The organism is Streptomyces sp. NPDC111507, from assembly GCF_055638955.1.
Genome location: NZ_JBVKBU010000028.1, coordinates 24,106 through 50,731 on the forward strand (window position 1 = coordinate 24,106; position 26,626 = coordinate 50,731).

Below are 26,626 nucleotides of genomic sequence, written 5' to 3' on the forward strand. Positions count from 1 at the left end.
ACGTCACCATGCCGGCCGTCCGTGCGGGTCATCGGCGTCGTTGAACAGCCCGGTCAGGCCCCGCCGGTCCACCAGCCCGGCCAGCCGGTCGCGGGTGGCGGACAGGCCGAACGGCAGTCGGCGTACCGGCTGGCTGTAGCGCGACAGCCAGGACAGGAACGCCTCGTCGCAGAACCCGGTGGCGCCCTGCAACTGATGGGCGACGCGGAACACGGTCTGGGCCGCCTCCAGAGCCGCCAGTCGGAGTGCGAGCGCGTCAGCGAGCGCGTCCGCGGGGCTGTCCCGCAGGCTCCACAGTGCGTACTTGGCCAGCATCTCGACGCCGGCGCGCTCGACTTCGGCGTCGGTGAGCTGGAACTGGACCGCCTGGAAGGCCGACAGCGGCCGGCCGAACTGGGTGCGGACGACCACGTGTGCGCGGGTGAGGTCGATCGCCCGGTCGAGCATCCCGAGCAGCGTCCAGCACGGCAGGACCAGTCCGAGCACGGCGTCCGCCGCCCCGTCGCTGTCGATCCGTGTCAGGTCGAGGTCGGCGACGAAGGCCGAGTGGCGGGGCGGCGGACTGTGCGGCAGGGCAAGGGCATGGCTGCGCTCGCCCTCCAGGGTCACGGCGACCCAGCGCAGGTCGAGGTCGGCCACCGCACCGGCGGGGGCGTTGCCGCCGACGACGAGCAGCGCGTCGGCGTCGAGGTCGGCGGGCCGGGAGAGGCGCTCGGCCACAGGGTAGGCCAGGGCCCGGTAGCCGGCGGCCCGGCAGACCGCGGCCGCCGCCTCCAACTCGTCGGCGCTGCCCCGTACGTTCAGCTCCCACGCACCGAGCTCGGCCAGGACGGGCGCCACGAGTTTCTCGCGACGGTCGGGTTCCTCCTCGGCCTGCTGTACGAGCCGGTCGCCACCGGCCGCCTCCAGGGCCCGCAGCACCTGACGGCCGTACTCCGTCGCCTCCCTGCTCAGGTCGATGTTCACGCGCCCGCCAGCAGGGCCCGGGCCAGCAGGATGCGCTGCATCTCGATGCTTCCCGACGCGACGGTGGACGCCTGCGCGTACCGCCAGTGGTCCTGGACCGCGCGCCGGAAGCGGTGCCCGTCCGCATCGGTGAGCCGACCGTGCCCGACGATCTCCATGAGCACCTCGGCGCTGTCCTGGTCGAGTGTGGTCACCGCGATCCGATAGGCGGCGGTGTCGGCCGGAGCGACCCTTCCTTCGCGTTGGAGCGACAGCACGCGGTACGCCAGCAGCCGCGCCCGCCGGCAGTGCACCAGCATCCCCGCCCAGCGGCCCCGCAACTCCCCCGGCAGGGTGTCCCATTGCTCTGCGAGGGCGGCCGGTGCGGACTGCAGAAGACGCTCGCAGCGCGCATACCGGGCGATGCCCACCCGCTCGAACGCGAGTACCTCCCGTACGACCTTCCAGCCGTCGTCCACCGTGCCCAGGACATCGGCCGGGCCGACCCGGACCTCGTCCAGGAAGACCTCGTTGAGGTGGTGCGGGCCGATCATGGAGCGGATGGGCCGGACCTCGATGCCCGCCCGTTCCATCGGCACGAGGAAGATGGTCAGCCCGTGCTGCTTCTTGGCCCCCCGCGAGGTGCGGGTGAGCAGGAAGCACCACTGGGCCATGGTGGCGTAGGAGGTCCAGATCTTCTGGCCGGAGACCTGCCAGCCGTCCCCGTCCGGGCGGGCCGCCGTACGCAGGGACGCCAGGTCGGATCCGGCGTCCGGCTCGCTGAAGCCCTGGCACCAGATCACCTCGCCGCGTGCGATCGGGGGCAGGTGCCGGCGCTGCTGTTCGCGGGTGCCGTGCCGCATGACCGCGGGTCCCACCCAGTTGACGCCCATGTACTGCGCTCCCCGGGGCTCGTGGTGCGCCCACATCTCCTCGCGGACGACCGTCTGCTCCCACACCGAGGCGCCCCGGCCACCGAACTCCTCGGGCCAGGCCAGGCACAGCAGCCCCCGGTCGGCCAGCAGCCGGCAGAAGCGCTGGGCGACCTCCAGATCGGCCGGGTCCTCGGTGAACGCGCCCAAGAAGTCGGCCGGGACGTGCTCGCGCACCATGCCGCGCAGCTGTGCCCGCAGCGTGGTGGCGCGCTCCCCCATCCTGAAGTCCATGGCGCCACCGTATTTCAATCCTTGTAATGATTGCTAGCCTTGCGAACGAACCGACCGAGGGCCTCCCGGCCGGTTGACGCCGACACGTCACCGTGCAAACATCGTCCACACATATGGAGAATGTCATTCTCAATCGCGAGATTGCGGTATGCGTCAGCGTCTGAGGCGGCCGAGGTGAGGACGAGTTCTGCGATGTTTTCGGCACTCCTGATCGAGAAGGGCGAGACGGGCCAGACGGTCTCGCTCACACGGCTGGACGAGGCGGATCTGCCCGACGGCGACGTCGGCATCGAGGTCGAGTATTCGACGCTGAACTACAAGGACGCTCTCGCCCTCACGGGCGCCTCACCCGTGGTGCGCAGCTTCCCGATGGTGCCCGGCATCGATCTCGCGGGCGTCGTCACCGACAGCGCGCACAGGGACTGGCACAAGGGCGACCGCGTCGTACTCAACGGCTGGGGCGTCGGCGAGAACCACTGGGGCGGCCTCGCTCAGCGCGCCCGTCTCGACGGCGACTGGCTCGTGCCCCTGCCCCCCGCCTTCACCCCCCGGCAGGCGATGGCCATCGGCACGGCGGGTTACACGGCGAGCCTGTGCGTGGGCGCCCTGCTGGAGCACGGGGTCCGCCCGGAGCAGGGCGAGATCCTGGTGACGGGGGCGACGGGCGGCGTCGGCAGCGTCGCGATCGCGCTCCTGACGAAGGCCGGCTTCAAGGTGGCCGCCGCGACCGGCAAGGCGTCGGAGGCCGAGTATCTCCAACAGCTCGGCGCTGTGACCGTGTTGGAGCGCGCGGCGTTCTCGGAGCCCGGCCGGCCGCTGCAGAAGGAGCGCTGGGCGGGTGTCATCGACTCCGTGGGCAGCCACACGCTGGCCAACGCCTGTGCCCAGACGCGCTACGGCGGCGCGGTCGCCGCCTGTGGCCTGGCCCAGGGCATGGACTTCCCCGCCTCGGTCGCCCCGTTCATTCTGCGCGGGGTGTCCCTGCTCGGGATCGACAGCGTGCGGGCACCGCGCACGGCACGGACGACCGCCTGGGACCGGCTCGCGCGCGACCTGGACGTGGACGCGCTGGAGGCGATCGCCCACGAGGTCGGCCTGAGCGACGCGATCGCCGCGGCGGGCCGGCTCATGGAGGGCGAGGTGCGCGGCCGCGTCGTCGTCGACGTCAATCGATAGACCGTTCAGTTGTTGAGCCGTTCAGCCGGAAGCATCGGGAGCAGGCGTGAGCAAGAAGTCCACCGAAGCAGAGATCACCGAACTCGACCTCTCCGACGTCGACCACCGCGTGGGCAAACCGGTCGGCGGCGGGCAGTTGTGGGACCCCTGCAGCACGTCGGACATCCGCCGCTGGGTGATGGCGATGGACTATCCCAACCCGCTGCACTGGGACGAGGAGTTCGCCCGCGACTCCAGGTTCGGCGGCCTCGTCGCACCGCAGTCCATCGCGGTCGGCCTGGACTACGGGCACGGCGCGCAGCCCGCCTGCGTGGGATACATCCCCGGCAGCCACCTGATCTTCGGCGGCGAGGAATGGTGGTTCTACGGCTGCCCCGTACGGGCCGGGGACAAGCTCTTCCAGGAACGGCGCTTCCACGACTACAAGGTGGTCGAGACGAAGTTCGCCGGACCCACGATGTTCTCGCGCGGCGACACCACCCACACCAACCAGCACGGCACGCTCGTGGCGCGCGAGCGCTCCACCGCGATCCGCTATCTCGCCCTCGAAGCGGAGAAGCGCGGCATGTACCAGGACCAGAGTCTGGTGGTGAAGCGCTGGAGCGACACCGAGCTGAACGAGATCGAGAAGCTGCGTCACGAGTGGCTCCTGTCGAACCGGCTGGGCGTGTCACCGCACTTCGAGGAGGTGCGCGTCGGCGACAGGCTGCCCCGGCGTGTGATCGGTCCGCACAGCATCGCCAGCTTCACGACCGAGTACCGCGCCTTCCTCTTCAACATCTGGGGCACGTTCCACTGGGTGGCGCCGCCCGGCGTCAAGGACCCCTGGATCAACCAGGATCCCGGCTGGGTGGACGGCTTCGGCTTCGACGAGGAAGGCGCCAAGATCGACCCGCGCAAGCGCGACGGACTCTACGTCGGGCCCTCGCGCGGCCACATCGACAGCGACAGGGCGAGCGAGATCGGCATGGGGCGCGCCTATGGCTACGGCGCCACGCTGGGCGCCTGGTGCACCGACTACCTCTCCTACTGGGCCGGCCACGACGGCATGGTGCGCCATTCCAAGGCGAACTTCCGCGGCCCCGCCTTCGAGGGGGACGTGACCTATTTCGACGCCGAGGTCGTCGGCAAGGAGACGGAATCGACGTGGGGCGTGCCGCTCGTGCGGGTGAAGCTGCGGCTCAGCGATCAGAACGGCGGCCTGCTGGTGGACTGCACGGCCGAGGTCGAGCTGCCGTACTAGCGCGACGAGGAGCCAGGGGGCGGTGAGCGATGGGCACTGAGACGAACGCCGAATCCGTACGGACCCCGTCGATCGTGTCGGGGCCGCCGTTGAGCGCCGAACCGGGGCTCGGGCAGCTCACGTTGCCCGGCTTCCTGCGCGAGGTGACGGCGCTGTACGGCGAGCGCGAGGCGCTGGTGACGCGTACGGCGGAGGGCACCACCCGCTGGACGTACACCGAACTCTGGGAGCGCGCCGTCGAGGTGGCGCGCGCCCTGCGGGCGTGCGGCGTGGGCAAGGACAGCCGCGTGGGCGTCCTGATGACGAACCGCGCCGAATGGATCGCGGCGGTGTTCGGCACCTCGCTGGCGGGCGGGGTGGCCGTCACGCTCAGCACGTTCTCGACACCGCCGGAGCTCGAGCACCTGCTCCAAGTGTCCAGCGTCTCGGTGTTGTTGTTCGAGCGACGGGTGCTGAAAAGGGATCTCGCCGCCGTTCTCACCGAGTTGGAGCCGGAGATCGGCAAGGCGTCGCCGGGCACCCTGCGGTCGGCGAGGTTCCCGTTCCTGCGGCGGCTCGCCATGGTCGGGGACGCCCTGCCGGACGAGACCATCGACACCTGGGAAGCCTTCCTGGCCCGCGGACACGAGGAGTCGCGTGAGCTGGTCGAGGCGACGGCCGCGGCGGTGCGGCCGAGCGACGCGGCCGTGCTCTTCTTCTCCTCGGGCTCGACGAGCAGGCCGAAGGGGATCCTGAGCGCACACCGCGGTGTCGCCATCCAGCTGTGGCGGTTCCGGCGCATGTACGGATTCGCCCCGCAGGACGACATCCGCTGCTGGACGGCCAACGGCTTCTTCTGGTCGGGGAACTTCGCCATGGGCCTGGGTACGACCTTCGCCAGCGGCGGGTCCCTGGTGCTGCAATCGACGTTCGCCGCCGCCGAGGCGCTCGAGCTGATGCAGGCGGAGCGGGTGAACTTCCCCCTCGCCTGGCCGCACCAGTGGGCCCAGCTCGAAAGCGCGCCCAACTGGAGCAAGGTGGATCTGAGCAGCGTACGGTTCGCGGATTTCAGGACCCCGATCGCCCAGCACCCCACGGTGTCGGGCCAGTGGCACGAACCGGGAAGCGCCTACGGCAACACGGAGACCTTCACGATCACGACGTGCTTCCCGGCCAACACCCCGCCGGAAGTGACCGCGGGCAGCAGTGGCGAGCCGCTGCCGGGCGTGGCGGTCAAGATCATCGATCCCCTCACGGGCGCCGTCGTCGAACGTGGCGAGCGAGGCGAGATATGCGTCAAGAGCCCTACCCTGATGCTGAGTTACCTCGGCACACCGCTCGACGAGACGCTCGACGCCGAAGGCTTCCTCCCCACCGGCGATGGCGGACACCTCGACGAGGCCGGCCGGCTCTTCTGGGAGGGCAGGCTCACCGACATCATCAAGACGGGCGGTGCGAACGTCTCGCCGATCGAGGTGGACGAGGCACTCCGCGCCTGTCCCGGGGTCAAGGTGGCCCGCACCGTGGGCGTCGCGCACGAGACACTCGGCGAGGTCGTCACCGCCTGCGTCGTCCCGCGCGAGGGCGCGGGCCTCGAACCCGGGGAGATCCTCGCGTTCCTGCGGGAACGCCTGGCGAGCTACAAAGTGCCGCGCCATGTGCTCTTCTTCCGCGACGAGGAGATCACCCTCACGGGCAGCGCGAAGATCAAGTCGAGCGATCTTCGTGAACTGGCCGCCGGCCGGCTGCGCGGACAGCCGCCCACGCGACGGCCCGGGTAGCCGTACGGCACGGCCCTCTCAGTCGCACGGCTCTCTCAGTCGCAGGGCCCTTTGCACTGCACAGCTCTCGCGCTCAGAAGCCTCGGCGCTGGATGGTGTGGGCCGCCCGAGCCAGCCCTTCCTGGAAATCGGGGTGGGCGACGGCGATCAGACGCCGGGTGCGCTCGGCCAGGGTCTGTCCTCTGAGCTCGGCCGCGCCGAATTCGGTGACGATCACATCCACGTCGCTACGGGCCGTGGTGACCGGTCCCGACAGGGCGGCGGTGATCCTGCTGACGGTGCCGCTCTTGGCGGTGGCGGGCAGCGCGATGATGGCGTGCCCCCCGGGTGAGCGGGCGCCGGCTCGGACGAAGTCCACCTGCCCGCCGGTGCCGCCGAGGTAGGCCGGGCCGCTCTGTTCGGCGTTCACCTGGCCGGTCAGATCGACCTCCATGGCCGAGTTGATGGTGACCAGTCGGTCCAACCGGGCGAGCACGGCGGCATCGTGGGTGTACGAGGTGGCACACATGCGGATCCGCGGATTGCGGTGGGCGAACTCGTAGAGGCGCTTCGTGCCGATCAGGGCGCCGTTGACCGAGACCCCGCGGTCGATGCGTTTGCGTGCGTTGGTGACGACGCCCGCCTCCACCAGCTCGACCAGGCCGTCGCCCAGCATGCCGGAGTGCACTCCGAGGTCCTTGCGGTCGTGCAGCAGTCGCAGGAGGGCGTCCGGGACGGCGCCGACCCCGGTCTGGATGACCGAGCCGTCCTCGACGTAGGCGGCGGCGTGTCGCGCCATGGCCTCCTCCGTCGCGCCGATTCTCCCCGGTGGCACCTCCACCGGCAGGCGGGAGACCTGTACGGCGACATCGATCTCCGCCGCGGGCAGCAGTTCTCCGTGGGTGAAGGGCACCTGCTCGTTCACTTCCGCCACGACGACGCGCGCCTTCGTGACCGCGGCCCGCACATGGTCGCTGATGAGACCGAAACTGTGGTCTCCGTTCGCGTCGGCGGGACTGACCTGCACGAACGCGACGTCGCAGCCGATGGTCCCGGCCTCGATCATCGGGGCGATCTGGCTGACATGACAGGGAATCACGCTGAGCCTGTGTTCCTTGGTCAGGGAGCGCAACGCGCCGATCGCCCCCATGCTGGCCAGGGAGAACCCGCTCAGCGCCGCCGGGGTGAAACGTCCGGAGAAGCTGGTCGCTATGAAGGCCGAGAGACCTCCGATACTGGGGCTCTGTTCGATCAACGCCTCGACCAGCGTGGTCGGTTCACCGCAGGCCTGGCCCATGACGATGCGGTCTGCGGGGCGCAGGAACTGACTCAGGTCCAGGTCACCGACGTCGGAGAGGACCTTCACGCCCGTCCCCCCGAAGCCAGCAGCGCCTGTGCGCGGGCGAGGTGGGGCCGGTCGAGCATGGCGCCCCGGTGGCCGATGACGCCGACACCGGGACGGGCGGCGAAGAGGTCGACGATCTCCTGGGCCGCGGCCAGTTCCACTTCTGTGGGCGTGAAGGCCGCGTTGATCACATCGACCTGGGCGGGGTGAATCGCCAGCATGCCTCGGTAGCCGTCGCGGCGCACCTTCTCGGCCCGCTCGCGCAGTCCCTCCGCGTCGCGGAAGTCGGCCTGGATGGTCTCGACGGGGGCCACACCGGCGGCGGCCGCTCCCAGGAGACACAGGCTTCTGGCCAACTCGTAGGTGAATCCGTAGCTTCCGTCGGGGTTGCGGTTCTCACTGGCGCCCACGGAATCGGCGAGGTCTTCCGCCCCCCAGGTCATGGCGACCATCCTCGGCGCGCCCCGGTAGGTGCCGGTGGTGAACATGCCCTCGGCCGTCTCGGTCACCAGGACGATCACCTTCGTCGAGCCCCGCTCCCTCCCGGCGGAGACCTCCAGCGCGGAGAGATAGTGGTCCACAAGCTCCACATCCGCACGGCCGCGCGCCTTGGGAAGCATGATGCCGCCGGGCCCCGCGGGGATCACCGCCGCCAGGTCCACCAACGCGTGGGCGCCGTCCAGGGGATTGATCCGCACCCACAGCCGCCCCCTCTCCTCGGGCGACCGGTCCGCCAGGAAGGAGGAGATCATCGCTCGGGACTCGGGCTTTCCCTCCTCGGCCACCGCGTCCTCCAGGTCGAGGAGCACGATGTCCGCCGGACCGGCGGCCGCCTTTTCCATCTTCCGTTCGCTGTCGCCGGGGGCGAACAGCCAGGAGCGTGCGCTGAAGGGTTCCGCGGTACTGGTCACTGCTTCTCCGACTCCCTCACTCAGATGTCTGCCCTGCCGAGGTCGGCCATGATCTCCTCGGTGTGGGCGCCGAGCCGAGGAGCGGGACCGGCGACGCGACCGGGAGTTCGTGAGAACCAGGCCGGCATGCCGGGAAAACGGACAGGGCCGTTCGGACTGTCCACCGTCTCGAAGAACCCCACGTCGTTCAGATGCGGATGGTCGAACAGTTCGTCGAGGGTGCGGACCGGCGCGGCGGGAATGTCGAGGGACTTGAGCAGGTCAAGCCAGTCCTGCGTCGTACGCTCCAGGAAGGTCTCCCCCAGCAGGGCGTAGACGGTGTCGATCTGGCGGGCGCGTTGCTCAAGGGTGGCGAAGTGCTCCCCCGCCCACGTCGGCCGCACGGCATGCACGAAGGCCGACCACTGCTTGTCGTTGTAGACCAGCGCGGAGATGTGGCCGTCCTTGGTCCGGTAGGGCCTTCGGTTGGGCGCCACCGCGCGGGGATAGGCCGCGGAGCCCAGAGGAGGGCTGAACATCGCGCCGTTGGCGTGCTCGACCAGCATGAACGCGGCCATGGTTTCGAACATGCCGACTTCCACCTCCTGGCCCTCACCGGTCCGCTCGCGGTGGAACAGCGCCATCATGGTGGCGTACAGGGCGGTCATTCCGGCCACCTTGTCCGCCATGATGGTGCCGACATAGCCGACCTGACCGGTCAACTGCTGCTGAGCGAACGGCAGACCGCACTCCGCCTGAATGGTGTCGTCATACGCCGTGAGATCCGCGTCGGGACCGCGGCGGCCGTAGCCGTAACAGTTGGTGTAGATCACCGACGGATTGACGGCGGCCACTTCCTCGTAGCCGAATCCGAGTCTGGCGATCGCCTTCGCGCGCATCGAATGGATGAACACATCGGCACTCCCGATGAGTTCGCGCAACGCGTTCTTGCCGTCGCCGGAGCGCAGATCCAGCACCACGCTGCGCTTCCCGCGATTCACATTGACGAAGACGCCCGCCATACCCGGTTCCGGCCCGACCGATATGTAGCGGGTGTTGTCGCCGTCGGGGGGCTCGACCTTGATCACGTCCGCCCCCATGTCGGCCATGATCTGGGTGCAGTAGGGGCCCATGACCATCGCCGTCAGATCGACCACACGCACTCCCGACAGCGGGCCGGTGTGTGGCGTCGGGCCGAGCCGCGGCGCGCCTGCCTTCACGTGTCGACCACTCCTCCGTCAGCGGACTCGCCCCGGCTCGAGCCTATAGGATGAATCCTTACAAGGATAGTGATAATAAGAGGGCATGAGTCGTACCGATGCCGGTGGCACACCGCAGTACACGCATGAGGGTTCCAGGGGCCTGACATCCGCTCAGGGAAGGGCCGTCCCCGCGAGCATCGCCGAGGTACTGGACGCCTCGCTCTCCGCCCGCCCGCACGCGACGGCGATCGAGGCGGCCTCCGGCGCCTGGTCGTACGCCGAACTCGACGACCGGGCCGGACGGGCGGCCGGCGCGCTGTGGTCGCTCGGCGTACGCCCCGGCGACCGCGTCGCCGCCTGTCTCCCCAACGACCTCGACATCGTCGCGGCCTTCCACGGCGCGCAACGGATCGGAGCCGTCTGGGCGGGCATCGGCGAAGCGCTCGCGGCAGGCGAGCAGCGGGAGTTGTACGAGCTCTGCGAGCCGACGGTCGTCCTGGCCGGACCGCGCTGCCGACTGAGCTCGCCCGACTGTGTCGACCCCGATCGATGGTCCGGGCTCGTGGCGAGCACCGAACCGGCTCCCCGGATCCAGCCGGCCCTCGACGCCCCGGCCGGGATCGCCTTCACCAGCGGCACGTCGGGACACCCCAAGGCGGTCGTGCACAGCCAGCGCAACCTGCTCCTGCCCGGCGCGGCCCTGGTCGCCACCCGCGACTGGGGCCCCGAACTGCGCAAGGGCGACAGCTTCCCGCTGACGATCCTCAACCTCATGGTGCTGTCGACCCTGCTCACCGCGCAGGCCGGGGGATGCTGCGTGGTCATGGACCGGCGGGACGTCGACGGGGTCGTCGACTGGATCTCCGCGCGGCGCGTCACGGTGTGGAACGGCGCCCCCGCCCAGCTCTACGACCTCGCCGCACGCCCGCACCTCGACCTCGGCCCGCTCCAGGAGGTGTGGAGCGGGGGCGGCGACACACCGGACGCGTTGCGCCGCGCGTTCACCGAGGCGCACGGGCTGGTCCCCCGGGTCACCTACGGCCTGACCGAGGCACCGACCGTCGTGTCCATCGACCCACCGGGCGACGAGTGGCGACCCGGCACGAGCGGGCGGGTACTGCCGCACTACGACGTCGCGGCGTACGACGACGAGGGGCGGCGCCTGCCGGCCGGGGAGCTCGGCGAGTTGCGGCTGAGCGGGGCCACCGTGGGGCCGTGGGCCGGCACATGGCGGCCGATGCTCGGGTTCCGGGAGCGCGACGGCGTCCGGCGCCTGGAGCCCGGCCCGGTCCCCACCGGTGACGTCGGCACCGTGGACGGCGAGGGGTGGCTGACTGTGCTGGACCGCAAGAAGCTCGTCATCATCCGGGGCGGCGCGAACGTCTACCCGTTGGAGGTGGAACGGGTCATCGCGACGCATCCGGACGTCGCCGCGGTCGCCGTGTGCGCGGTGCCGGACGACCGACTCGGACAGCGGGTGGCCGCGGTGGTCCAAAGCGCCGGTCCCCCGCTCGACATCGAGGCGCTCACGGCGCACTGCCGGCGCGAGCTCTCCCCGTACAAGGTTCCCGAGATCTGGTCCCAGGTCGACGCCCTGCCGTTGAACGCCATGGGCAAGGTGCAACGCACCCGGCTGGCCGAGCTCGTGGACCCGCGACGGCGCCTCGGAACAGCCTGAAGTCCCCCCGCGTATCACTGCTAGCCTTGCAATCATGGAACGTACAGGGTCCGAGCACACCAAGATCGGGCAGATGCGCATGGCGGAGCTGGTGGCCGCCGCGCTGCGCGACCGGATCCTCGCGGGCGGCATCGGTGACGGCTCCACGCTCCCCAAACAGGACGAGCTCGTCGCGGAGTTCGGTGTCAGCTACCCCTCGGTGCGCGAGGCGCTGCGGATCCTGGAGACCGAGGGCTTCATCACCGTGCGCCGCGGCAACCGCGGCGGTGCCACGGTGCACGCTCCCGACATCGGGACGGCCGGTTACGCCCTCGGTCTGACGCTCCAGGCGATGCAGGTCGGGGTTCCCGATCTCGGCGCCGCGCTCGCCACCCTCGAACCGCTGTGCGCGGCTCACTGCGCGCAGCGGGCGGACCGCGAGCGCGTCGTGGTGCCGCGGCTGCGGGAGTTGCTCGCCGCGAGCGAGAGCTGCATCGACGACGGTGCGGCGTTCACCCGGGCCTCGCGCGAGTTCCACGACGTCGTCGTCGGGTTCGACCCCAACGCGACCCTGCGCGTCGTCGTGAAGAGCCTCACGTCCCTCTGGTCGGTCCAGGAGGAGGCCTGGGCGGACCTCCAGGTCTCGCGGGGCGACTACCCCTCGCGGGCCGACCGCGCCCTCGCGCAGCGGGCGCACGAACGCCTCGTGACGAGCATCGAGCAGGGCGACGCCGACGAGGCGGCGCGGATCGCGGAGGAGCACCTCACGGCGACCCAGCGCTGGGTGTGCCGCACGCTCAAGAACCGGGTCATCGACGCCGCGTCCGCCCGTAGCCGTATGCGGTTCCGCCGCGGCTGATGCCGGATGACACGGGACCAGTAAGCTAGTAATCCTTGTAAGGATGGAAAGCCCGGCCTAGGATGCCAGCCGGGCCGGTCCGCGGTCGGCGCAGCAGCCGCCCTCGACACGCCCTGCCCTCGAAGGGAGACCCGCGTGGCGCCCGACCCCGATGTCGCCGCACGGATGTTCGGCCTCGATGGCCGGGTGGCGGTCGTGACCGGTGCCTCGTCGGGACTGGGAGCGGCGGTGGCGCACGCGCTCGCCTCGCTCGGTGCCCGGGTCGCCGTGGTGGCCCGCCGCCACGACCGGCTGGCCGCGCTCGCCCAGGGGATCGACGGCCTCGCCATCCCCTGCGACCTGTCCGATCTCGACCGGATCGGCTCCGTGGTGCCCGCGGTCGTCGAGAAACTGGGACCGCCGGAGATCCTCGTCAACGCCGCCGGGAACATGTTCACGACCGAGCGCGCCGAGTCCGAGCCGCTCGACGCCGTCCGCCGGACGGTGGACCTCAACCTGCTGGCCCCGTTGCTGCTCGCGCAGGCCGTCTTCCCCCACATGCGCGGCCTGGGCCGGGGCGCGATCGTCAATGTCTCGTCCATCAGCGGCCGGGTCGGCATCCCCGGCATCCCGCAGGCCTCGTACGCGGCGAGCAAGGCCGGCCTGTCCGGCCTGAGCGCCGAACTCGCGGTGCAGTGGGCGCGGCATTCGATCCGGGTGAACGCGGTCGCCCCCGGCTTCTTCCGCAGCGAGATCACCGGCCCGCTCTACGAGGGTGAGCGCGCCGCCGAGTACCTGCGCCGCAACACCCCGCTGCCCAAGGAGGGAACCGCCGACGACATCGTCGGCGCGGTCCTGTGGCTCGTCGGCGACGCCGGAAGCTATGTCACCGGGCAGACGGTCGTCGTCGACGGCGGCTGGACCGCCCGCTGACAGCACCTCCTGCCGAGTAAAGGTGAACGGTTACGCTGAGGTCATGCCGTCCACACGTCGCACAGCGCGCCAGACCGACCTGCTCGAAAGGCTGGTCGCCCTGCTGGCGGCGGAAGGTTTCGCCTCATTCACGCTCGACGAGCTGACCGAGCGGCTGCGCTGCTCGAAGACGACGTTGTACCAACTGGCGGGCAGCAAGCAGGACTTGGTCCGCGAGGCCGTGAAGCACTACTTCCGGAGCGCGGCCGAGGCCATCGAGAAGCAGGTGGCGGACACCTCCGCGCCCGCGGAGCGCGTGGTGGTCTACCTGAACGGGGTCGCCCAGCAGTTGAGGCCGCTGTCCCGGCGATTCCTCGACGACATGGCCGGATTCGAACCGGCCCGCGAGGTGTACGAGGCCAACACCCGCCTGGCCGCGGGCCGGATCAGACAGCTGATCGCCGACGGCGTCGCCGCCGGCGCGTTCCGTGACGTCCACGCGGCCTTCGTGGGCGAGGTCGTCGCCGCCACCATGCAGGAGATCCAGCGCGGCGAGGTGTCCGCGCGCACGGGGCTGACCGACGCGGAGGCGTACGCCGAGTTGGCGTCGCTCATCGTGCACGCGGTCTCACCCTGACCGCGGGGTGGCGGCCGGGGCGCCGACACCCCAGTCCCGCAGCACCGACTCGATGTCCGCCCCCGGCGCGCCCGGAGCCGAGGGCCGCCGGTTGGGCGTGCGCGAGAAGCGCGGGGCGGGGGCGGCCTGGAGGATGCCGTCGACCTCGATGAGGGTGCTGCGGGCCACCACGTGCGGATGCGCTCCGGCCTCCGCGAACGTCAGCACGGGGGTGACGCACGCGTCCGTGCCGGCGAAGTGCGCGGCCCACTCGTCGCGCGTACGGGAGGCGAACCGCCGCGCGAACCGGGCACGCAGCGCGGGCCAGCCGCCACGGTCGCCCTGGGCGGACCGATGGGCCTCGGCGATGCCCAGTCCCTCCAGCAGCGCCGCGAAGAACTGTGGTTCGAGTGCGGCGACGGCGACGTACTTGCCGTCGCCGCACTCGTAGGTGTCGTAGAAGGGGGCGGCCCCGTCGAGGAGGTTGGCGCTCCGTTCGTCCGACCACTCGCCCATGCCGCGCAGCGCGTACGTCATCTGACCGAGCAGGGCGGTCCCGTCGACCATGGCGGAGTCCACGACCTGTCCGGCTCCGGAGCGTGCGCGCTCCCAGAGCGCGGCCAGGACGCCGATGACCAGGAGCATGGACCCGCCCCCGAAATCTCCGACCAGATTGAGCGGCGGGGGCGGCGGATCACCGGCACGGCCCATCGCGTGGAGCAGTCCGGTGAGACCGATGTAGTTCAGGTCGTGCCCGGGATCCTGGGCGAGCGGGCCGTCCTGGCCCCAGCCGGTGACGCGTGCGTAGACGAGCCCCGGATTGTCCCTGCCGCAGTCCTCGGGGCCGACGCCGAGGCGCTCGGCGACGCCCGGCCGGAGTCCCTCGATCAGCACATCGGCGCGGGTGGCGAGGGCCCTTACCAGCGCACGTCCCTCGGACTCCTTGAGGTCGGCGAAGACCGACCGGCGGCCGCGCCGCACGATGTCGGTCGCGTCTTCCGGGCCGAGCCGCAGCGCTCGGCCCGAGGGCCGCTCGACACGCACCACGTCGGCGCCGAGATCGGCCAGCACCATGGCCGCGTGCGGAGCCGGCCCGAGTCCCGCGAGTTCGAGGACACGTAGGCCGACGAGGGGACCGGCGGATCCATCGCTGGACTGCATGGCATCACGGTACCAAAAACGATACTGTTGTATCGCTCGCCGTATCATTAATTTCTGAGCGACCGAGGAAATCCCATGCCAGCTACCCGCACGCTTCCCACCCCGGAAGCAGTCGACCTGATCGGCCTGACCCGTGAGCTCGCCGAGAAGGAGCTCGCGCCCCGCGTCGCCGAGGCGGAGGCCGAGGAGAAGTTCCCCCGCGAGGTCTTCCGCACGCTCGGCCGGGCGGGCCTGCTGAGCCTGCCCTACGCCGAGGAGTACGGCGGCGGGGACCAGCCCTACGAGGTCTACCTCCAGGTCCTCGAGGAGATCGCCGCCGTGTGGGCCAGCGTCGGGGTCGGCATCTCGGTGCACGCGTTGTCCTGCTTCGCCCTCGCAGCCTTCGGCACCGAGGAGCAGCGCAAGGAGTGGCTGCCCGACATGCTCAGCGGCGAGCTGCTCGGCGCCTACTGCCTGTCCGAGGCCCACGCCGGTTCCGACCCCGCCGCGATGCGTACGCGGGCCGTCAGGGACGGCGACGACTACGTCCTGAACGGCGCGAAGGCGTGGACCACGCACGGTGGGCACGCGGACTTCTACACGATCATGGCGCGTACGTCCGACGCGGGCTCGGGCGCAATCTCCTGCTTCCTCGTCCCGGCCGACACCCCCGGCCTGATAGCCGATCCGCCCGAGCACAAGATGGGTCTGACCGGGTCGGCCACCGCGACCATCCGCCTGGAGGACGTGCGCGTCCCGGCGGATCGCCGGATCGGTGAGGAGGGCCAGGGACTCAAGATCGCCTTCGCGGGGCTGGACTGCGGACGACTGGGCATCGCGGCCGTGGCCACGGGCCTGGCCCAGGGAGCGCTGGACCACGCGCTGCGCTACTCGCGCGAACGGGAGACCTTCGGCCGCCCGATCATCGAGCACCAGGGCCTGGCGTTCGTCCTCGCGGACATGGCCGCGGCGGTCCAGGCCTCCCGGGCCACCACGCTCGCCGCCGCCCGGCTCAAGGACCAGGGGCTCCCGTTCGCCTGCGAGGCGTCCATCGCCAAGCTGATCGCCACGGACAACGCCATGAAGGTCACCACGGACGCCGTCCAGGTCCTCGGCGGCGCCGGCTACACCCGCGACTTCCCGGTCGAGCGTTATATGCGGGAGGCCAAGGTCATGCAGATCTTCGAGGGCACCAACCAGATCCAGCGCCTGATCATCGGCCGCGCGCTGCGGGAGAGCGACCGGGGCACCCTCAGGGTTCAGAACTAGGGCCTGCGGACCCTAGGAGTGCGGGAGCCCGTGAAGCCGGGCTCGTAGGGCGCGGGTCATACGGTCCGCGCCTTCCGCTGTCACCCGCTCCGGCTCCGGGCGGTCCAGGAGCCCGAAGATGCCCGGCCCACGGTGCGCGGCGGGCAGATCCGCCATGCGCGGCACGATGTGGAAGTGCACGTGCGCGAAGCCCTCGGACTCGGCGAACTGGACGACGTAGGTCTTGAGGCAACCGGTCGCCCCGCGCAGCGCCCTGGAGAGCCCGACCTGCCAGACCCCCAGGGCTCCGGCCTCGGCGTCGGTGAGGTCATGGACGGCCGTGACGTGCCGTCGCGGCAGCAGCACCAGCCAGCCGGGCACCGCGGTGTTGAAGCTGTGAGCCACCCGCCAGTACGGGTCGAACGCGATGCGTTCGCGTGGCGGCAGTTCGTCGAACCGCGCTTCCTTGTCGCATGCGTAGCAGGGGGGACTCGTCATGCCCGGGATCGTAGAACGGACCTCAACCGCGGCATCAACGGCGACACTTCACGGTACAGATCACGGCACAGATCACGTACGGAGAGGAAGCCGCCATGGCTGTCATGCGCGCAGTTCGTCTGCACTTCCCGACCCACGAGCTGCGGGTCGAGGAGGTCGAACGGCCCACCCCCGGCGCGGGAGAGGTCCTGGTCAAGGTGGAAGCGGCCGGGGTGTGTCTGTCCGACGTCCACCTGATCTCCGGGGAACTCGGCGGCACACCCGCGCTGTTGCGGGGCGACACGGTGACCCTGGGCCACGAGGTGGCCGGCACCGTCGCCGAGCCGGGTCCGGACGCGGACGGCTGGGCGGTCGGCGACCGCGTCGTCCTGCAGGCCGGCGAATACCGCGACGGGCGGGGCTGGACCCGTGGTGTCGACTACGACGGAGGCTGGGCCGAGTTCGCACTCGCCCGGATGGACACCCTGGTCCCGCTCCCGGACTCGATCCCCTTCGAGCAGGGAGCGGTCATCCCCGACGCGGTCTCCACCCCGTGGGGCGCCATCACCGACACCGCCGGCATCCGCCCCGGCCAGGCGGTCGGGGTGTGGGGCATCGGCGGTCTGGGCGCGCACGGGGTGCAACTGCTGCGCATGGTGGGCGCCTGCCCCGTCATCGCCGTCGACCCCTCCCCCGCCGCCCGCGCCCGCGCCCTCGCCTTCGGAGCGGACCTCGCCCTCGATCCGGCCGACCCCGCTCTGGCGGACAAGATCGCCGCCGCCACCCGCGGGGCCGGCATCGAGGCCGCCTTCGACTTCGCCGGCGTCACCCCGGTGCGCGAACAGGCCCTGTCCGTGCTGGCCGACGGCGGCAAGCTGGTCCTCGTCGGCCTGAGCGGAAAGCCGGTCACCATCGCGGACAGCACCACCTTCAGTACCCGCGAGCTACGGCTCCTGGGCCACTACGGCTCCGGAGCGAACGCGGTGGCGCAGCTCATCCACCTCACCGAGAACGGGCGGCTGGACTTCTCCCGCTCCATCTCGGACGTACTGCCCCTGGAGCAGGCGGCCGAAGCCGTCGAACGGCTGGAGCACAAGAAGGGCGATCCGATCCGCCTGGTGCTGCGCCCCTGAGGATGCCGTTCGCGTCGCGGAGCGAGGGCGCGGGGGTGCGCAGGAGCCCGAGGACCCCCGCGGTGGAAGTCACCGCGGGGTGGGCGACCTCCTCGCGTGGCCGGTGCTCCGGCGCGTCGCACGGACTCAGAAGTTGATCATGTGTCCGGCCAGGCCGTGCACGGCTTCCTTCACCGCTTCGCCCAGGGTCGGGTGGGCGTGGACGTTGCGGGCGACCTCGTGCACGGTCAGGTCCCACTGCTGCGCCAGTGTCAGCTCCGGGAGCAGCTCCGTCACGTCCGGGCCGATCAGATGGCCACCCAGGAGCTCGCCGTACTTGGCGTCGCTGATCAGCTTCACGAAGCCGACCGTGTCACCCAGCCCGTGCGACTTGCCGTTGGCCGTGAAGGGGAACTTGGCGACCTTGACGTCGTAGCCCCGCTCCTTCGCCTGTGCCTCGGTGTAACCGAAACTGGCGATCTGCGGCTGGCAGTACGTGGCACGCGGGATCATCACATAGTCCAGCTCCATGGTCTCCGCGTCCGCGATCGTCTCGGCCGCGATGATCCCCATGGACTCGGCGTTGTGCGCGAGCATCAGCTTCGCGGTCACATCCCCGATCGCGTAGATGTGCCGTACGGACGTACGGCAGCGGCCGTCGACGTCGATCGCGCCGCGCTCGGTGACCCGTACACCCGTGGCCTCCAGGCCGTACCCGGTGACGTTCGGCGCGAAGCCGATCGCCTGGAGGACCTTGTCGGCCTCCAGCACCTTCTGCGCACCGTCCTTGCCGGTGACCGTCACCCGCACCTGCGGGCCCGACTCGTCGATCGACTCGACACGCGTCGAGGTGAGCACGTCGATGCCCAGCTTCCGGTACTGCTTGGCGAGTTCGGCGGAGACGTCCGCGTCCTCCAGCGGGGCGACCCGGTCGAGGAACTCGACGACCGTGACCTTCACGCCGTAGTTGTGCAGGACGTACGCGAACTCGATGCCGATGGCCCCGGCGCCCGCGATCACGATGGAGCGCGGCAGGTCCTCGGCGAGGATCTGCTCCTCGTAGGTGACGACACGGTCGCTGCGCCGGGTGCCGGGCAGCAACTTGGGGGTGGCGCCGGTGGCGATGATGCAGTCGTCGAAACCGACCGTCTTCGTGGTGCCGTCGGCGAGGGCGACCCGGAGCGTGTGGGCGTCGAGGAAGGTGCCGCGGCCGTCGATCTCGGTGATCGCGTTCTTCTTCATCAGGAAGTGGACGCCCTTGACACGGCCGTCCGCGACCCGGCGGCTGCGCCGGAACGCCTCGCCGTAGTCGAAGGAGACCTCGCCGTCGACCTTGATGCCGAAGGTCTTCGCCTCCCGCGTGAAGATGTGCGCCAGCTCGGCATTCCGCAGCAGCGCCTTCGTGGGGATGCAGCCGACGTTCAGACAGACACCACCCCAGTACCGCTCCTCGACGACCGCGACCCGCTTGCCGAGTTGCGCGGCACGGATGGCGGCGACATAGCCGCCCGGTCCTGCTCCGAGTACGACCACGTCGAAGCGCTCGTCCATGAGTGGATCCTTCCGGTGAAGCCCGGCTCACAGCCGGTCCAACATCCTCTGCACCATCTGACCCTGTGACCTTATGTCTTCAGTGCCGCTACGGCGCTTTTCGTGTCCGTGATGACATGCGCGTAGGTCGGACCGTTCAATTCATGGGCGGCCCTCATGAGTTCGCTCGAGAACGCCGCGGTGGCGTCGGTCACCAGCGACACATGGAATCCGAGTTCCATCGCGTACTTGGCCGTGGTCTCGATGCAGGTGTTCGCGAGCAGTCCGACGACGATCACGTGATCCACGCCACGCTGACGCAGGCGCATCTCCAGGTCGGTGTTGGCGAACCCGCTCTGGGCCCAGTGCTGTACGACCACCGTGTCCGAGGGCTCGGGCCGCAGGGGCGGGTACCAGTCCCCGCCGAACGCGTCCTGGGCGAAGAGCTGATGCTTGTCCACGGAGCGTTGTGACGGGTTCGGGTGGGACCAGGACTCGTACAACCCCGGTGTCCAGCGGTGATGCGGAACATAGAACACCGGCACGTCGACCTCACGAGCGGTGGACACCAGTTCGGACAGATGGGTCCGCAGGCCGACTTCCCGCGCGACCTCCGCGATGCGCGGCCAGAGCTTGCCCTCGTCGGCGAGGAAGTCGTTCAGCGGATCGACCAGCAGAACCCCCGTCCGGCGCCGGTCGTAGTCGTACACCGTCATGACTGCCTGCTTTCCGTACGTCGCGCTCCTGTGCGGGCGGTCGCTCAGACGGGGAACAGCAGACAGCTGCTGGTGGTGTGCGCCAGCAGCCGGTTCCCGGAATCGAAGAGCTCGGCCTGCGCGAGGGCGGTACGACGTCCGCTGTTGAGGACGGTGCCCACGGCACGGACCTTGCCGGTGTCCACGGTGACCGGGCGCAGGAACTTCACATTCAGGTCGAGTGAGGTATACCCCATCCCCTGTGGCAGGACCGACTGCACCGCGCAGCCCGCCGCCGAATCGAGCAGGGTGGCGTACACACCGCCGTGGACGCTTCCGATGGGGTTGTAGTGCTCCTCGCCCGGGACGAGGGCGAAGACGACCCGGCCGTGCTCGACCTCGTCGAACGTCATCCCGAGGGTCGCCGCGATCGGCGCGGCGGGGAGCCGTCCGGCCTGCACCTCGCGGAGGAAGTCGAGACCGCTGTACTGCCCGACGGCGGCGGCGGAGACGGCGGGGTCCTCCCAGTCGTACGTGCGTGACCTGCCCATGTCGCTCCTTCGATGATCTGGATGTGGAATTCGAAGCTAGCCAGCACGAGGTCTGGATGTCAACGTCGAAGCCAGCCTACGATGGGCCGCATGACGTGGCTGGAGACAAGCACCGAGAACTGCACGGTCCAGCGGACTCTCGACCTGGTGGGCGAGAAGTGGTCGCTGCTGGTCCTGCGGGACGCCATGAACGGCGTACGGCGCTTCGACGACTTCCGCCGGCACGTCGGACTGTCCGAGAGCGTGCTCGCGGACCGGCTGCGGAAGCTCGTCGCGGCCGGGATCCTGGACACCGTCCCCTACAACGAGCCCGGCAGCCGCACCCGCCACGAGTACCGGCTCACCCGAAAGGGCTGGGAGCTGTGGCCGGCGATGATCGCCCTCAAGCAGTGGGGAGACCGCCATGCGGCGGATCCCGAGGGCCCGCCCCTGGAGGTCACGCACGCCGGCTGCGGCGCGCCGGTCGAGACCGTGGTCGTCTGCTCCGCGGGACACGGCGCCCTCGTCCCGCCGGAGGCACGCACCCGCCCCGGCCCGTCGGCGAAGCCCTTGGACCTCACCGTTCCCTAGAGCCGGTGGGCAGCGCGCGCGTGCGGGATCGGCCCCGGCGGCCGGGTCCGCGCCGGCCACGACGGCGACCGCCACACCGAGATGGCCGAGCGATCCGGTGGTGTCCTGAGCCGGGTCTCCCAGGCCGTACGCGTCCGCCGAAGAAACCCCGGCCGACGCGGCCGCCGGTCGTCGCCGTGCGTCCGGTGGTACGGGGTGATGTCGCGCCCGAGGGGAGCGAAGCAGCCATCGCTCAGGCCGACGTCTGGGCCTTCGCGTGGCGTGCGACGGAGGTGAAGCGCAGGTTGTCGTCCTCGACGGGGCCGCCGCGCAGCAGTTTGACGTCGGAGTGGTAGTCCATCGACATGAGCCAGGGATAGGCAAGTCCTTGACGCGGCATCATGTGGAGGGACCGCTTGACGTAGCCGGCACCGAAGTCGAGCAGCGGACGGGTCGGCATGGCCGGGTCGGGGAGCTCGGGGCAGCAGATGTCCGTGCCGGTGGCGTCCATGTGTCCGAGCAGCCGGGTGAAGTGCTCGCACAGCAGGCCCACCTTGAGCGTCCACGAGGAGTTCGTGTAGCCGATCGCGAAGGCGAAGTTCGGAACGCCGCTCAGCATCATGCCCTTGAAGGCCACCGTGTCGGCGAAGTCGACGGGTGCGCCGTCCACCGAGAGCGCCATCCCGCCGAACAGCTGCACGTTCAACCCGGTGGCGGTGACGATGATGTCGGCGTCGAGCTCACGACCGGACTCGAGCCGGACGCCGGTCTCGGTGAACGTCGCGATCCGGTCGGTGACGACCGAGGCCGTGCCCTTCTTGAGCGCCTTGAACAGGTCCGCGTCGGGAACCGCGCACAGCCGCTGGTCCCAGGGGTCGTAGGACGGGTTGAAGTGCTCGTCCACGGGATAACCGGCCGGCAGTTGCCTGATGTTCACGGCGCGGATGAGACGTCGCACGACCCGTGGGTGGCGTCGCGAGGTCTGCCAGACGAAGCGCTGCACGGCGATGTTCTTGCGCCGGGTGAGCCGGTAGGCGAGGCCGGCGGGCAACACCTTGCGCAGCGTGTTCGCGATCACGTCCTCGGACGCGACCGGGAGGATGTAGGTGGGCGAACGCTGGAGCATGATGACATGGCCCGCCGTGTCCGCCAGCGCCGGGATCAGCGTGACGGCCGTCGCACCGCTGCCGATCACCACGACCTTCTTGCCCGCGCAGTCCAGGTCCTCCGGCCAGTGCTGCGGGTGCACGATCTGCCCGGCGAACCGCTCCCGGCCCTCGAACCGGGGGGTGAACCCTTCGTCGTAGCGGTAGTAACCCCCGGCACAGAACAGCCAGTTCGCGGTCATCGACACCGTCTCACCGGTGTCGGCGCGCTCGATCTCCACCGTCCAGCGGGCCTCGGCGGTGGACCAGGCCGCGCCGCGCACCCTGTGGTGGTAGCGGATGTGCTGTTCGATGCCGCTCTCCCCCGCGGTCTCCCGCAGATAGTCGAGGATCAGATCGGCGGTGGCGATCGACTTGTCGTTGCGCCACGGCTTGAAGGCGTAGCCGAAGGTGTGCAGGTCGGAGTCCGACCGGATGCCCGGATAGCGGAACAGCGCCCACGTGCCGCCGGAGACGCCACGGGCCTCCAGGATCGCGTAGCTGCTGCCCGGCCGCTCGGTCTGCAGGTAGTGGGCAGCGCCGATGCCGGAAATGCCGGCGCCGATGATCAGCACGTCGATGTGCTCGCTCTGACGGGTCATGGGCGGGAACTCCGTTGATGAGGCGTTCGCTGGGTGGTGCCTCGATGATGACCTCACATACCGGCCAGCACGGTGTGGCAGTTCGCACCTCCATCGGAAAAGACCAGTGCATTTTGCACCACTGCGGGCTACCGTGCGGACATGACCTGGCAGCGCCCTTCCGAACGTACAAGCGATTTACTTCGGCAGGGTGCGGCGATCGCACTCAACAGTCTGCAGGAGTGGCTCGACGAGATCGACGAGGCGACCTTGGCGGCGGCGACCATGCGAGCCATCGCGCAGGACCCCGCCCTGCGCGCCGCCACACGGCGCATCAACCGCGCCCACCTGGCGTTCTGGGCGTCAGAGACCGTGCGCGACCCCGGCGCGCCGGTACCCGCGTACACCGGCCCGGACAGTCTCAGCCACGCCCGCGACCTGGTACGCCGGGGGCTCGACGAATCGGCCCTCGACTCCTACCGCGTCGGACAGAACGCGGCCTGGCGGCGCTGGATGCAGACCGCCTTCACCCTGACCTCCGACCCCGACGAACTGCGCGAGCTGCTCGATGTGTCGGCGCGCTCCGTCTCGGGCTTCCTCGACGCCACGATCGTCGGCATCGCCGCACGCATGGCCGCCGAGCGCGAAGAGCTGACCCACGGCACCCATGCCGAACGTCGCGAGATCGTCACCCTGCTCGTCGAGGGGGCACCCATCAGCCGACAACGGGCGGAAGCACGCCTGGGCTACGCCCTCGACCGGACACACACCGCCGCCGTCGTGTGGAGCGAGGAACCGTCCCCCGAACCGGGCCACCTCGAGCGTGCTACCGAGGCTCTGGCGCAGACGGCCGGAGTGCAGCAACCGCTCACCGTGATCGTCGGCGCTGCCACTTCGTGGGTGTGGCTGCCCGGACCCGCCGCACCCGACACCGGCCTGCTGAGCCGGCTCCTCGACCCGCTGCCGGGCGTCCGTATCGCCGTGGGCCCGCCGGCCGGGGGCAGAGAAGGCTTCCGGCGCAGCCACCTCGCCGCGCTGACCACCCAGCGCATGCTCGCCAGGCTCCGTTCACCGCGTCGCGTCGCCGGTTTCGACGACGTCCAGCTCAGCAGCCTGATCAGCCAGGACATCGAACAGGCCGACGACTTCGTCAAGACCACCCTCGGCGACCTCGCCACGGCGAGCCCGGAACTGAGGCACGCCGTCCTCACATACATCCAGGCCCAGTGCAACACGACCCGCGCCGCCGGCCGGCTCTACACCCACCGCAACACCCTGCTCCGGCAGCTCGACCGAGCTGGCCAACTGCTCCCGAAGCCACTCGAGGACAACACCGTCAAGGTCGCCGTCGCCCTCGATCTGCTCCAGTGGCGTGGCAGCGACTGAGGACCACGGGCCGGGATCGTTCGTCTCCGATGGCGGGATGTCCTTCACCAGCAGCAGTGTTGCCGGCGTGCTGTGCCTCAAGCGGGCGACGATCGTAGGCCGACTGTCCTTAAGGAAGATCAGAGCGGGTTCCGTCAGAACGAAAGCCGACACCGACCTGAGCGGGCCTGTGGACTTGCGGCACTCACAGATCGATGTCTTCGCCGACGACCCGGCCCGCTGGCCCGACGACTTGCTGCTCGACGGGCTCACCTACCGCCATCTCGAAGCGAGCCTGCCCGTCCGGGACCGTCTCGCCTGGCTGGCGAAGGACAGCACCGGATACCTGCCACAGCCCTACGGGCAACTCGCCACCACCTACACCGCCCAGGGCCACGACGCCGCAGCGCGGCAGGTACTGCTCGCCAAGTGCCGTCGTCAGCGGGCAAGCCAACCGGCGACACTGCGCATCTGGGGCCACATCCAGGACTGGACGGTCGGATACGGCTACCGGCCCATGCGCGCGGCAGCGTGGCTCGTGCTCCTGCTGCTCACCGCGACCATTGCCTTCGCCTCACATCATCCACCCGCAGTGAAGCCGGCTGAGGCGCCCACCTTCAACGCGTTCCTCTACACCCTGGACCTGCTGGTGCCTGTCGTGAGCTTCGGCCAGGAGCAGGCCTTCAACCCGCACGGTTGGCAGCAATGGCTCGCCGCAGCGCTGATCGCGGCAGGCTGGATCCTGGCCACCACGATCGCCGCGCGCCGCCCGCATCCGCGTCCGGTCCGTGATCGCCACCGGCAAGTTCCGCCAGCTGCGGCGCGCGGTCGACCTGAGCCTGGCCGCCCTGGTCCTGCTCCTCCTCGGCGCCCTGGTCTGACGGTCCCCCGTCCGGCCCCGCACCGCGTCGTCACCAGGCGCGGGCGGGGCCGGGCAGAGGACCGGCCAGCCCAGCCCGGCACCACCCACCCTGCAGCCGCCTGCCCGGCGGCCCTGCTCATCTCTGGAGGACTCATGCACGCCTTAGGCGCCGCGGACGCACCGCTCTCGCGCCTCTTCGCTCTCGTGCCGCACGAGAGCGAAGACGAGCAGCGCGACGGCGCAGTGACAGCGGCAGCCCACCACCTGCTCACCGCATACGCAGACACCCTCTACCAGGCCGTAGAGCCGTACCTGTGGCAGGGCTACCCGGCCGTGCGTGACGCCTGGCTGGAGCCGAGTGCGGTGGCCTCGATGGGGGGCGGGCTGTGGCTGCACCACACGCTGCGCACCGACATCACCGGCGCTACCGATGTCCTCGCCCTGATCGTCCCGTGCATGTGCGGTGAGGGCTACGCCGAAATCGTCCTCGACACGGAGGACGTCCTGCTGGAGATCCTCGCCGACCTGCGCGCCACCAACGGCTGGAGCCAGCACGACAGCAGCCACCCGGACTGCCGCAGCGTCCGCTCCGTCCACGCTCTCTGACCCGCACACAGCGAGAGGCGCACCCCTCAATGCCTGGAAGCAACCGGGTGCGCCTCTCTCAATCCCGCCCCCGAGGGGGCAGAACGGAGATCCCATCATGCCCGCACCCGGCGCCTTACGGCAGCCTTCCCGCACTCTCGTCATCGCGGCGGCCCACCGTGCCGCTCGCGCTGGCCGCGCTGCTCGCCGACGACGTGCGCGTGCGCCGCCAGCTGGACGCCGCCCGCAAGGATCCGCTGACCGGACTGCCCGGCCGCGACGCCCTCACGCACCGCACCGAGCGTCTCGCCCGCACTCACCGCGAGCAGCTGCACGTCCTGGTCGCCGACGCCGACGGCCTGAAGGCCGTCAACGACAGCCTTGGGCACGCCGCCGGCGACGCCCTCATCGCCGCCATCGGACACCGCATCGGAGCATGGGCCGCCGCCCGCGGCGGACTCGCCGCACGGCTCGGGGGCGACGAATTCGGCGCCGCTCTCCTGCTGCCGCCCACCGCAACGCTCCGGGAGACAGCGGCGCTGCGCGAGCAACTGGAGCAGCCCCTCGACCACCACGGGCACACCCTGCGCCCGGCGGTGTCCATCGGCACGGCCCGCGCCGTCGACCTGCCCGACACGGCCGGAGCTTCCCGTCTTCTGCGCGGCGCGGACATGGCCATGTACCGCGTCAAGACGCGTGAGAAGCCCTGCGGTTACACGGCGACCCGTCAGGACGCCTACACGCCCACGGTCCACGGGCGCCGCCCGGGCCGTCCCGGCACCCACCTGCCCGTCGGATGAGCGCGCCCACCCGGCGCGGCGGCGGAAAGGCGCCGCTGTGGGAGCCGGGCCTCATCCCGGCTCCCGGCGGCCTCCTGGACTGGCGCGATAGCCGGCATTTCGACCGCTGGCAGGACCTGGCGTGCGTGCTGTGCGGTGCTCCCACGCCGATGCGTTCCCGCTACGGCGAGCCCGCGCACAAGGTGTGTGCGCTTCCCTGAGCGCGCGAACATCCGGCGCCTGCAGAATGTGCTCCTGCCACAGCCGCCCACAGAACA

General features: G+C 70.4%; 25 protein-coding genes. 14 read left to right on the forward strand and 11 right to left on the reverse strand.

Annotation, left to right across the window (positions count from 1 at the left end):
- Positions 1–3: 3 nt before the first annotated feature.
- Positions 4–966: an acyl-CoA dehydrogenase family protein gene (locus ACZ7M2_RS49495; protein WP_471600890.1), complete on the reverse strand. Its 963-nt coding sequence runs from the start codon at positions 964–966 to the stop codon at positions 4–6.
- Positions 963–2,111: an acyl-CoA dehydrogenase family protein gene (locus ACZ7M2_RS49500; protein ID WP_471600891.1), complete on the reverse strand. Its 1,149-nt coding sequence runs from the start codon at positions 2,109–2,111 to the stop codon at positions 963–965. Before ACZ7M2_RS49500 ends, ACZ7M2_RS49495 begins: the two co-directional genes overlap by 4 nt.
- 192 nt (positions 2,112–2,303) lie before the next feature.
- Between ACZ7M2_RS49500 and acuI the strand changes: the two genes are divergently transcribed.
- Genes acuI through ACZ7M2_RS49515 form a run of 3 tightly spaced genes read left to right on the forward strand, consistent with a single transcriptional unit; the run spans position 2,304 to position 6,290 of the window.
- On the forward strand, positions 2,304–3,287 hold the full coding sequence (gene acuI, locus ACZ7M2_RS49505; protein WP_471600892.1) for an acrylyl-CoA reductase (NADPH): 984 nt from the start codon (positions 2,304–2,306) through the stop codon (positions 3,285–3,287).
- A gap of 46 nt (positions 3,288–3,333) precedes the next feature.
- A complete protein-coding gene (locus tag ACZ7M2_RS49510; protein WP_471600893.1) occupies positions 3,334–4,530 on the forward strand; it encodes an FAS1-like dehydratase domain-containing protein in 1,197 nt (398 codons plus the stop codon).
- A 29-nt stretch (positions 4,531–4,559) separates the two neighbouring features.
- Entirely contained in the window at positions 4,560–6,290 is a 1,731-nt protein-coding gene (locus ACZ7M2_RS49515; RefSeq protein ID WP_471600894.1) for a class I adenylate-forming enzyme family protein, read from the forward strand.
- 73 nt (positions 6,291–6,363) lie between these two features.
- On the opposite strand, the gene ACZ7M2_RS49520 is transcribed toward ACZ7M2_RS49515, so the two are convergent.
- The 3 genes from ACZ7M2_RS49520 to ACZ7M2_RS49530 are packed head-to-tail and all read right to left on the reverse strand — an operon-like array spanning position 6,364 to position 9,724.
- The gene (locus ACZ7M2_RS49520; RefSeq protein ID WP_471600895.1) at positions 6,364–7,635 is read right to left on the reverse strand and encodes an acetyl-CoA hydrolase/transferase family protein; all 1,272 of its coding nucleotides are present in this window, start codon (positions 7,633–7,635) and stop codon (positions 6,364–6,366) included.
- Entirely contained in the window at positions 7,632–8,525 is an 894-nt protein-coding gene (locus ACZ7M2_RS49525) for an HpcH/HpaI aldolase/citrate lyase family protein (protein WP_471600896.1), read from the reverse strand. Before ACZ7M2_RS49525 ends, ACZ7M2_RS49520 begins: the two co-directional genes overlap by 4 nt.
- Positions 8,526–8,545: 20 nt before the next feature.
- A complete protein-coding gene (locus ACZ7M2_RS49530; protein ID WP_471600897.1) occupies positions 8,546–9,724 on the reverse strand; it encodes a CaiB/BaiF CoA transferase family protein in 1,179 nt (392 codons plus the stop codon).
- Between the two features lie 85 nt (positions 9,725–9,809).
- Between ACZ7M2_RS49530 and ACZ7M2_RS49535 the strand changes: the two genes are divergently transcribed.
- The 4 genes from ACZ7M2_RS49535 (at position 9,810) to ACZ7M2_RS49550 (ending at position 13,750) form a co-directional block, all read left to right on the forward strand.
- Complete coding sequence (locus tag ACZ7M2_RS49535; protein ID WP_471600898.1) at positions 9,810–11,384, forward strand: class I adenylate-forming enzyme family protein; 1,575 nt, start codon at positions 9,810–9,812, stop codon at positions 11,382–11,384.
- Positions 11,385–11,418: 34 nt separating this feature from the next.
- The gene (locus tag ACZ7M2_RS49540; RefSeq protein WP_143607302.1) at positions 11,419–12,222 is read left to right on the forward strand and encodes a FadR/GntR family transcriptional regulator; all 804 of its coding nucleotides are present in this window, start codon (positions 11,419–11,421) and stop codon (positions 12,220–12,222) included.
- A gap of 135 nt (positions 12,223–12,357) precedes the next feature.
- Entirely contained in the window at positions 12,358–13,134 is a 777-nt protein-coding gene (locus tag ACZ7M2_RS49545) for an SDR family NAD(P)-dependent oxidoreductase (protein ID WP_471600899.1), read from the forward strand.
- A 43-nt stretch (positions 13,135–13,177) separates the two neighbouring features.
- Positions 13,178–13,750, forward strand: coding sequence for a TetR/AcrR family transcriptional regulator (locus tag ACZ7M2_RS49550; RefSeq protein ID WP_471600900.1), 573 nt, complete (start codon positions 13,178–13,180; stop codon positions 13,748–13,750).
- Here ACZ7M2_RS49550 and ACZ7M2_RS49555 read toward each other — a convergent pair.
- Positions 13,742–14,890: a CaiB/BaiF CoA transferase family protein gene (locus ACZ7M2_RS49555; protein WP_471600901.1), complete on the reverse strand. Its 1,149-nt coding sequence runs from the start codon at positions 14,888–14,890 to the stop codon at positions 13,742–13,744. The genes ACZ7M2_RS49550 and ACZ7M2_RS49555 overlap by 9 nt on opposite strands.
- 75 nt (positions 14,891–14,965) lie before the next feature.
- Here ACZ7M2_RS49555 and ACZ7M2_RS49560 point away from each other — a divergent pair, with 75 nt between their 5' ends.
- Positions 14,966–16,138 (forward strand): acyl-CoA dehydrogenase family protein, encoded by a 1,173-nt coding sequence (locus tag ACZ7M2_RS49560; protein WP_471600902.1) that lies wholly within the window; start codon positions 14,966–14,968, stop codon positions 16,136–16,138.
- Positions 16,139–16,150: 12 nt separating this feature from the next.
- Here ACZ7M2_RS49560 and ACZ7M2_RS49565 read toward each other — a convergent pair whose 3' ends face one another.
- The gene (locus tag ACZ7M2_RS49565; RefSeq protein ID WP_471600903.1) at positions 16,151–16,615 is read right to left on the reverse strand and encodes an HIT family protein; all 465 of its coding nucleotides are present in this window, start codon (positions 16,613–16,615) and stop codon (positions 16,151–16,153) included.
- 95 nt (positions 16,616–16,710) lie between these two features.
- On the opposite strand from ACZ7M2_RS49565, the gene ACZ7M2_RS49570 reads away from it, so the two are divergent.
- Entirely contained in the window at positions 16,711–17,727 is a 1,017-nt protein-coding gene (locus tag ACZ7M2_RS49570; protein WP_471600904.1) for a zinc-binding dehydrogenase, read from the forward strand.
- 126 nt (positions 17,728–17,853) lie between these two features.
- Here ACZ7M2_RS49570 and lpdA read toward each other — a convergent pair whose 3' ends face one another.
- The 3 genes from lpdA to ACZ7M2_RS49585 form a co-directional block, all read right to left on the reverse strand.
- The gene (lpdA, locus tag ACZ7M2_RS49575; RefSeq protein ID WP_471600905.1) at positions 17,854–19,257 is read right to left on the reverse strand and encodes a dihydrolipoyl dehydrogenase; all 1,404 of its coding nucleotides are present in this window, start codon (positions 19,255–19,257) and stop codon (positions 17,854–17,856) included.
- A 71-nt stretch (positions 19,258–19,328) separates the two neighbouring features.
- Positions 19,329–19,952: a cysteine hydrolase family protein gene (locus tag ACZ7M2_RS49580; protein WP_471600906.1), complete on the reverse strand. Its 624-nt coding sequence runs from the start codon at positions 19,950–19,952 to the stop codon at positions 19,329–19,331.
- A 44-nt stretch (positions 19,953–19,996) separates the two neighbouring features.
- The gene (locus tag ACZ7M2_RS49585) at positions 19,997–20,482 is read right to left on the reverse strand and encodes a PaaI family thioesterase (protein ID WP_471600907.1); all 486 of its coding nucleotides are present in this window, start codon (positions 20,480–20,482) and stop codon (positions 19,997–19,999) included.
- A gap of 90 nt (positions 20,483–20,572) precedes the next feature.
- On the opposite strand from ACZ7M2_RS49585, the gene ACZ7M2_RS49590 reads away from it, so the two are divergent.
- Positions 20,573–21,052, forward strand: a complete 480-nt coding sequence (locus ACZ7M2_RS49590; RefSeq protein ID WP_471600908.1) for a winged helix-turn-helix transcriptional regulator — start codon at positions 20,573–20,575, stop codon at positions 21,050–21,052.
- Between the two features lie 232 nt (positions 21,053–21,284).
- On the opposite strand, the gene ACZ7M2_RS49595 is transcribed toward ACZ7M2_RS49590, so the two are convergent.
- Positions 21,285–22,778 (reverse strand): flavin-containing monooxygenase, encoded by a 1,494-nt coding sequence (locus ACZ7M2_RS49595; protein WP_471600909.1) that lies wholly within the window; start codon positions 22,776–22,778, stop codon positions 21,285–21,287.
- A 141-nt stretch (positions 22,779–22,919) separates the two neighbouring features.
- Between ACZ7M2_RS49595 and ACZ7M2_RS49600 the strand changes: the two genes are divergently transcribed.
- The 4 genes from ACZ7M2_RS49600 (at position 22,920) to ACZ7M2_RS49615 (ending at position 26,569) form a co-directional block, all read left to right on the forward strand.
- Positions 22,920–24,143: a PucR family transcriptional regulator gene (locus ACZ7M2_RS49600; RefSeq protein ID WP_471600910.1), complete on the forward strand. Its 1,224-nt coding sequence runs from the start codon at positions 22,920–22,922 to the stop codon at positions 24,141–24,143.
- A gap of 175 nt (positions 24,144–24,318) precedes the next feature.
- Positions 24,319–25,590, forward strand: a complete 1,272-nt coding sequence (locus tag ACZ7M2_RS49605; protein WP_471600911.1) for a hypothetical protein — start codon at positions 24,319–24,321, stop codon at positions 25,588–25,590.
- A 158-nt stretch (positions 25,591–25,748) separates the two neighbouring features.
- Positions 25,749–26,369: a GGDEF domain-containing protein gene (locus ACZ7M2_RS49610; protein ID WP_471600912.1), complete on the forward strand. Its 621-nt coding sequence runs from the start codon at positions 25,749–25,751 to the stop codon at positions 26,367–26,369.
- Complete coding sequence (locus tag ACZ7M2_RS49615) at positions 26,366–26,569, forward strand: hypothetical protein (RefSeq protein ID WP_471600913.1); 204 nt, start codon at positions 26,366–26,368, stop codon at positions 26,567–26,569. The genes ACZ7M2_RS49610 and ACZ7M2_RS49615 overlap by 4 nt, the downstream gene beginning before the upstream one ends.
- Positions 26,570–26,626: the final 57 nt, after the last annotated feature.

What these genes read in the sequence shown, in the direction of transcription:
- ACZ7M2_RS49500 (WP_471600891.1), bottom strand. Translation starts at nt 2,111, where the DNA reads ATGGACTTCAGGATGGGGGAGCGCGCCACCACGCTGCGGGCACAGCTG.
- acuI (WP_471600892.1), top strand. Translation starts at nt 2,304, where the DNA reads ATGTTTTCGGCACTCCTGATCGAGAAGGGCGAGACGGGCCAGACGGTC.
- ACZ7M2_RS49515 (WP_471600894.1), top strand. Translation starts at nt 4,560, where the DNA reads ATGGGCACTGAGACGAACGCCGAATCCGTACGGACCCCGTCGATCGTG.
- ACZ7M2_RS49535 (WP_471600898.1), top strand. Translation starts at nt 9,810, where the DNA reads ATGAGTCGTACCGATGCCGGTGGCACACCGCAGTACACGCATGAGGGT.
- ACZ7M2_RS49540 (WP_143607302.1), top strand. Translation starts at nt 11,419, where the DNA reads ATGGAACGTACAGGGTCCGAGCACACCAAGATCGGGCAGATGCGCATG.
- ACZ7M2_RS49550 (WP_471600900.1), top strand. Translation starts at nt 13,178, where the DNA reads ATGCCGTCCACACGTCGCACAGCGCGCCAGACCGACCTGCTCGAAAGG.
- ACZ7M2_RS49555 (WP_471600901.1), bottom strand. Translation starts at nt 14,890, where the DNA reads ATGCAGTCCAGCGATGGATCCGCCGGTCCCCTCGTCGGCCTACGTGTC.
- ACZ7M2_RS49560 (WP_471600902.1), top strand. Translation starts at nt 14,966, where the DNA reads ATGCCAGCTACCCGCACGCTTCCCACCCCGGAAGCAGTCGACCTGATC.
- ACZ7M2_RS49565 (WP_471600903.1), bottom strand. Translation starts at nt 16,615, where the DNA reads ATGACGAGTCCCCCCTGCTACGCATGCGACAAGGAAGCGCGGTTCGAC.
- ACZ7M2_RS49570 (WP_471600904.1), top strand. Translation starts at nt 16,711, where the DNA reads ATGGCTGTCATGCGCGCAGTTCGTCTGCACTTCCCGACCCACGAGCTG.
- lpdA (WP_471600905.1), bottom strand. Translation starts at nt 19,257, where the DNA reads ATGGACGAGCGCTTCGACGTGGTCGTACTCGGAGCAGGACCGGGCGGC.
- ACZ7M2_RS49580 (WP_471600906.1), bottom strand. Translation starts at nt 19,952, where the DNA reads ATGACGGTGTACGACTACGACCGGCGCCGGACGGGGGTTCTGCTGGTC.
- ACZ7M2_RS49585 (WP_471600907.1), bottom strand. Translation starts at nt 20,482, where the DNA reads ATGGGCAGGTCACGCACGTACGACTGGGAGGACCCCGCCGTCTCCGCC.
- ACZ7M2_RS49590 (WP_471600908.1), top strand. Translation starts at nt 20,573, where the DNA reads ATGACGTGGCTGGAGACAAGCACCGAGAACTGCACGGTCCAGCGGACT.
- ACZ7M2_RS49595 (WP_471600909.1), bottom strand. Translation starts at nt 22,778, where the DNA reads ATGACCCGTCAGAGCGAGCACATCGACGTGCTGATCATCGGCGCCGGC.
- ACZ7M2_RS49600 (WP_471600910.1), top strand. Translation starts at nt 22,920, where the DNA reads ATGACCTGGCAGCGCCCTTCCGAACGTACAAGCGATTTACTTCGGCAG.
- ACZ7M2_RS49615 (WP_471600913.1), top strand. Translation starts at nt 26,366, where the DNA reads ATGAGCGCGCCCACCCGGCGCGGCGGCGGAAAGGCGCCGCTGTGGGAG.